Below are 5343 nucleotides of genomic sequence, written 5' to 3'. Positions count from 1 at the left end.
GCATCGAACGCCTCCGCGAACACCGGCTGCGAGGCATACAACTCCCGCCCCATCCCGGCCCGCTGACTACCCTGCCCGGTGAACAAGAACGCCGTACGCCCGGCATTCACCGCACCCACCGATGCCTCACCGGAGGCCAGCGCCCCCAGCCCCGCCACCAGCTCCGCACGATCCCCACCCAGCACCACCGCCCGGTGCTCGAACACCGTCCGGGTCTCGGCCAGGGACCGGGCGATGTCGCGCTCCCGCAGGGACGGGTCCGCGGTCACGAACTCCCGGAGCCGAGCCGCCTGCTCCCGCAACGCCGCCTCGGAGCGCGCGCTGAGCACCCAGGGCAGTACACCTGCCGCAGGTTCCTCCGTGACCTCGGCCGTCACCGGCTCTTCCGGCGCCTGTTCCAGCACGACGTGTGCGTTGGTGCCGCTGATCCCGAAGGACGACACCGCCGCCCGCCGGGGCCGCTCCAGCTGCGGCCAGGCGTGCTCCTCCGTCAGCAGCGAGACCGTACCGGAGGACCAGTCGACGTGGGACGTGGGCGTGTCGACGTGCAGGGTGCGCGGAAGGACTCCGTGCCGCATCGCCTGCACCATCTTGATGACGCTGCCGACGCCCGCAGCGGCCTGCGTGTGACCGATGTTGGACTTCAACGAGCCGAGCCACAGGGGCTGTTCGGCGTCGCGTTCCTGGCCGTACGTCGCGATGAGCGCCTGCGCCTCGATCGGGTCGCCCAGCTTCGTACCCGTACCGTGGGCCTCCACCGCGTCCACGTCCGCCGCCGTCAGCCGGGCGTTGGTCAGGGCCTGGCGGATCACCCGCTGCTGCGAGGGACCGTTCGGCGCGGTCAGGCCGCTGCTCGCGCCGTCCTGGTTGACGGCGCTGCCGCGGACCACGGCGAGGACGGGGTGGCCGTTGCGCTGGGCGTCGGAGAGGCGCTCCAGCAGGACGAGGCCGACGCCCTCGCCCCAGCCGGTGCCGTCGGCGGACTCGGCGAAAGCCTTGCAGCGGCCGTCGGCGGAGAGTCCGCGCTGACGGCTGAACTCCACGAACGTGCTGGGGGTCGACATGACCGCGACGCCGCCGGCGAGGGCGAGGGAGCACTCGCCCTTGCGCAGGGCCTGCACCGCGAGGTGCAGGGCGACGAGGGAGGAGGAGCAGGCCGTGTCGACGGTGATCGCCGGGCCCTCCAGGCCCAGCGTGTAGGCGACGCGGCCGGAGGCGACGCTGCCGAGGCTGCCGTTGACGAGGTAGCCCTCGAAGCTCTCCGGTGCCGGGGTGAGGCGGGAGGCGTAGTCGTTGTACATGACGCCCGCGAAGACGCCGGTGTCGCTGCCGCGCAGGGTGCGCGGGTCGATGCCGGCCCGCTCCAAGGTCTCCCAGGAGGTCTCCAGGAGCAGCCGCTGCTGCGGGTCCATGGCCAGCGCCTCGCGCGGGCTGATGCCGAAGAAGTCCGCGTCGAACTCGGCGGCGTCGTAGAGGAAACCGCCCTCCCGCGTGGTCGACTTGCCCTTCGCGTCCGGGTCGGGGTCGTACAGGTCCTCCGCCCAGCCCCGGTCGGCGGGGAAATCCCCGACCGCGTCCACCCCGTCGGAGACCAGGTCCCACAGTCCCTCGGGCGAGTCGACGCCACCGGGATAGCGGCACGCCATGGCCACGATCGCCAGCGGCTCGTGGTTCTTCGCGTCGAGCTCGGACAGCTGGCGGCGGGCCTGCCGCAGGTCGGCGGTCGCCCGCTTGAGGTACTCGCGGAACTTGTCTTCGTTGCTGGCCACTGCGGAGAACCTTTCGGGGCAGCCGGACGGGAGCGTCAGTGTGCGGAAAGGGGGCGGGTGACTCCTCAGGTCACTCCTCGGGTGACACACCGGTCACCCCTCGGGTCGCTCCTCGGTCAGTCCTCGACGACCCGGATGGCGAGCGAGGGGCAGCGGCGGGCCGCGTCGCGGGCCTCGTCGTGGTGCTCGGGACCCGGCTCCGGCTGGAGCGCGAAGGCGATGCCGTCCTCGTCGCGCTGGTCGAAGAGATCGGGCGCCACCAGGACACACATGGACGAGGCACAGCACTCGGCCTGATCGACGACGATGCGGAGCGTCACCAGGTCACCTCCAGGGTGTGGATGCCGTACACGGTCGAGTCCTTGTACGGGAGTCGGTCGACCGGGGTCACCAGACGCAGCCCCGGGATACGGGCGAAGAGGGTGTTGAAGACGATCTCCAGTTCCGCGCGGGCCAGGTTCTGGCCGAGGCACGCGTGGACGCCGAAGCCGAAGGCGACATGGCCGGCCGTGTTGCGGCGCAGGTCGAGCCGATCGGGGTCGGGGAAGACCTCGGGGTCGTGGTTGGCGGCGGCCCCCGCCGCGATGAACCCCTCGTTCGCGCGAATGAGGACACCGCCGACCTCGGTGTCCTCCAGCAGCACGCGGGAGGTCGGATAGTCGACGATGCTCAGGTAACGCAGCAGTTCCTCGACGGCCTGCGGCATCAGGGACGGATCGGCGACGAGCGCGGCGAGCTCGGCCGGGTCGCCGTCCAGCAGCGTGGCGACGCCCAGGGAGATCATGTTCGCCGTCGTCTCGTGCCCGGCGAGCAGGAGCAGCATCGCGAAACCGGTCAGGTGCTCGTGGTCGTAGCGGCCCGCCTCGCGGTACTTCACCGCGAGCCGGCTCAGCAGCGCGTCGTCCGGTTCGGTGTCCTTACTGGTCACCAGCTCGCCGAGGAAGGTCCGGAGCGTGGCGAACGCACCCTCGCGGTCCGCCGCCGTGCTGGTGCGGTCGAGCAGCACCTCGGTGTTCTTCTGGAACAGGCTCCGTGACTCGTAGGGGACACCGAGCAGTTCGCAGATCACCAGCGAGGGGACCGGCAGCGACAGCTCCTGCACCAGGTCGACGGGCCGGCCCGAGGCGCCGGCGGCCAGCACGCGGTCCACGCACTCGTCCGCGATCTCCTGGATACGCGGCCGCAGCCTGCGGGTGCGGTTGGCCGTGAACTCGCCCGTCACCATGCGGCGGTGCAGCGCGTGCTCCGGGGCGTCCATGGACAGCAGGAACCCCTTCTGGGCGAAGGCCTGCGTGTTGGCGACGGTGGCGGGGAAGGCGGGGTGCGCCCGGTTGGAGCTGGTCGCGGAGTTGCTCAGCAGGTCCCGTACGTCCTGGTGCCGGGTGAGCAGCCACGCCGTCCTGCCGTCCTGGAGACGCACCTGGGAGACCGGCCGCTCGGCCCGCAGCCGCGCGTATTCCGAAGGGGGGCCGAAAGGGCAGGAACGGGGCATCGGAAAGGACGGTGCCTCGTTATTCTCACCATCGGTCATGGGAACAGGCCTCCCGCTCGGACGCGTTACGGGCGTACGGTGAGCACGCTAAATTCCCGGGCAGGGTATGAATGATTCCTAAACTGACACTAAAAGTCGGCCATGGGCCCAAGAGGCCCGTGGGAAACCCCCGCCACCAGCCGCTTTAGTGCCGAAAAAGAAGAAACCAAGCCCCCTTGCCGAAGTTTGACGGTGCGTACGAGTGAGCGCATGTCAGCGACGCCTGCGGCACCGGCACCGATCGTCCAAGGGGGATGGCTCTTACATGCCGAACGAAGAGAAGCTTCGCGAATACCTCAAGCGTGTAACGGCCGACTTGCAGCAGACCCGTCGCCGGCTGGCCGATGCCGAAGGGCGGGACCGCGAGCCGATCGCCATCGTCGGCATGGCATGCCGTTTTCCGGGCGGCGTGGAATCACCCGAAGAACTCTGGAAACTGGTCGCCGAAGGCGCCGACGCCATCGGTGAATTCCCCACCGACCGCGGCTGGGACCTGGAACGCGTCTACGACCCCGATCCCGAGTCGGCCGGCCACTCCTACACCCGGCACGGCGGTTTCCTCCACGACGCCGCCGAGTTCGACGCGGACTTCTTCGGCATCAGCCCGCGCGAGGCGCTGGCCATGGACCCGCAGCAGCGGCTGCTCCTGGAGACCTCCTGGGAGACCCTGGAACGCGCGGGCCTGACCCCGGCCGCCCTGCGCGGATCCGACACCGGCGTCTTCGTGGGCGCCATCCCGCAGGACTACGCACCCGGCGTGCACGACGTTCCCGCCGAGGTCGAGGGCTACGTCGGCTCCGGCGTGCTCACCAGTGTCGCTTCCGGCCGCGTCGCCTACACGCTGGGCCTGGAGGGCCCGGCGATCACCGTCGACACGGCCTGCTCCTCCTCCCTCGTCGCCCTGCACCTCGCGGTGCAGGCCCTGCGCAAGGGCGAGTGCTCCCTCGCCCTCGCCGGCGGCGTCACCGTCATGTCCGCCCCGCGCATCTACATCGAGTTCAGCCGCCAGCGCGGCCTGTCCCCCGACGGCCGCTGCCGCGCCTTCTCCTCCGACGCCGACGGCACCGGATTCTCCGAGGGCGTAGGTATGCTCCTCGTCGAACGCCTCTCCGACGCCCTGCGCAACGGCCACGACGTGCTGGCCGTCGTCCGGGGCAGCGCGGTCAACCAGGACGGCGCGTCCAACGGCCTGACCGCGCCGAACGGTCCCTCGCAGCAGCGGGTGATCCGCCAGGCCCTGACCAACGCCCGGCTGACGGCGGCGGACGTGGACGCGGTGGAGGCCCACGGTACGGGTACGAAGCTGGGCGACCCGATCGAGGCGCAGGCGCTCATCGCGACGTACGGCCAGGAACGCGACGCCGAACAGCCCCTGTGGCTGGGCTCGTTGAAGTCCAACGTCGGTCACACGCAGGCGGCTGCGGGCGTCGGCAGCGTCATCAAGATGGTGTACGCCATGCGGCACGGGCTGCTGCCGCGCACCCTGCACGTGGACGCGCCGAGCCCGCACGTGGACTGGTCGGCGGGGGCGGTGTCCCTGCTGACGGAGGAGCGGGACTGGCCGGAGCTGGAGCGGCCCCGGCGTGCGGCGGTGTCGTCGTTCGGGATCAGCGGGACGAACGCCCACGTCATCCTTGAGCAGGCACCGTCGGAGGAGACGGTTACCGAGGCCCAGGTCGAGGCCGAGCCGGAGACGGGCGCGGCGGTGCCGTGGGTGCTGTCGGCTCGTTCGGCGGAGGCGCTGCGGGAGCAGGCGGGGCGGCTGCGGGAGCTCGTGACCGCCGACTCCTCGCTCGGTGTGCGGGATGTGGCGTTCTCGCTGGCCGAGACCCGGACGGTGTTCGAGCACCGGGCGGTGGTGCTGGGTGGGGATCGTGCGGAGCTGGTGGCGGGGCTGGGGGCGGTGGCGGCCGGTGAGGCATCGGTGGGTGTGGCGAATGCCGGGCGAACGGCGTTCTTGTTCACCGGGCAGGGTAGTCAGCGGGCCGGGATGGGGCGGGAGTTGTATGCCTCGCAGCCGGTGTTCGCGGAGGCGTTCGATGC

4 protein-coding genes are annotated in these 5343 nt (G+C 71.0%); 1 reads left to right on the top strand and 3 read right to left on the bottom strand.

Annotated elements, in window-relative coordinates; translation table 11 throughout:
- The 3 genes from ABZ915_RS48610 to ABZ915_RS48600 form a co-directional block, all read right to left on the bottom strand.
- Positions 1-1769: type I polyketide synthase (locus tag ABZ915_RS48610; RefSeq protein ID WP_361817878.1), on the bottom strand; the 1769-nt coding region annotated here is incomplete at its 3' end.
- A 116-nt stretch (positions 1770-1885) separates the two neighbouring features.
- Positions 1886-2089: a ferredoxin gene (locus tag ABZ915_RS48605; RefSeq protein WP_361817875.1), complete on the bottom strand. Its 204-nt coding sequence runs from the start codon at positions 2087-2089 to the stop codon at positions 1886-1888.
- Complete coding sequence (locus ABZ915_RS48600; protein WP_361817871.1) at positions 2086-3261, bottom strand: cytochrome P450; 1176 nt, start codon at positions 3259-3261, stop codon at positions 2086-2088. Before ABZ915_RS48600 ends, ABZ915_RS48605 begins: the two co-directional genes overlap by 4 nt.
- A 304-nt stretch (positions 3262-3565) precedes the next feature.
- Here ABZ915_RS48600 and ABZ915_RS48595 point away from each other — a divergent pair.
- On the top strand, positions 3566-5343 hold a 1778-nt coding region (locus ABZ915_RS48595), incomplete at its 3' end, for a type I polyketide synthase (RefSeq protein ID WP_361817868.1).

This window comes from Streptomyces sp. NPDC046915 (assembly GCF_040644935.1).
In the GTDB taxonomy this organism is placed as follows: Bacteria; Actinomycetota; Actinomycetes; order Streptomycetales; family Streptomycetaceae; genus Streptomyces.
This window is presented reverse-complemented; position numbering and strand designations above follow the sequence as displayed.

What these genes read in the sequence shown, in the direction of transcription:
- ABZ915_RS48600 (WP_361817871.1), bottom strand. Translation starts at nt 3,261, where the DNA reads ATGCCCCGTTCCTGCCCTTTCGGCCCCCCTTCGGAATACGCGCGGCTG.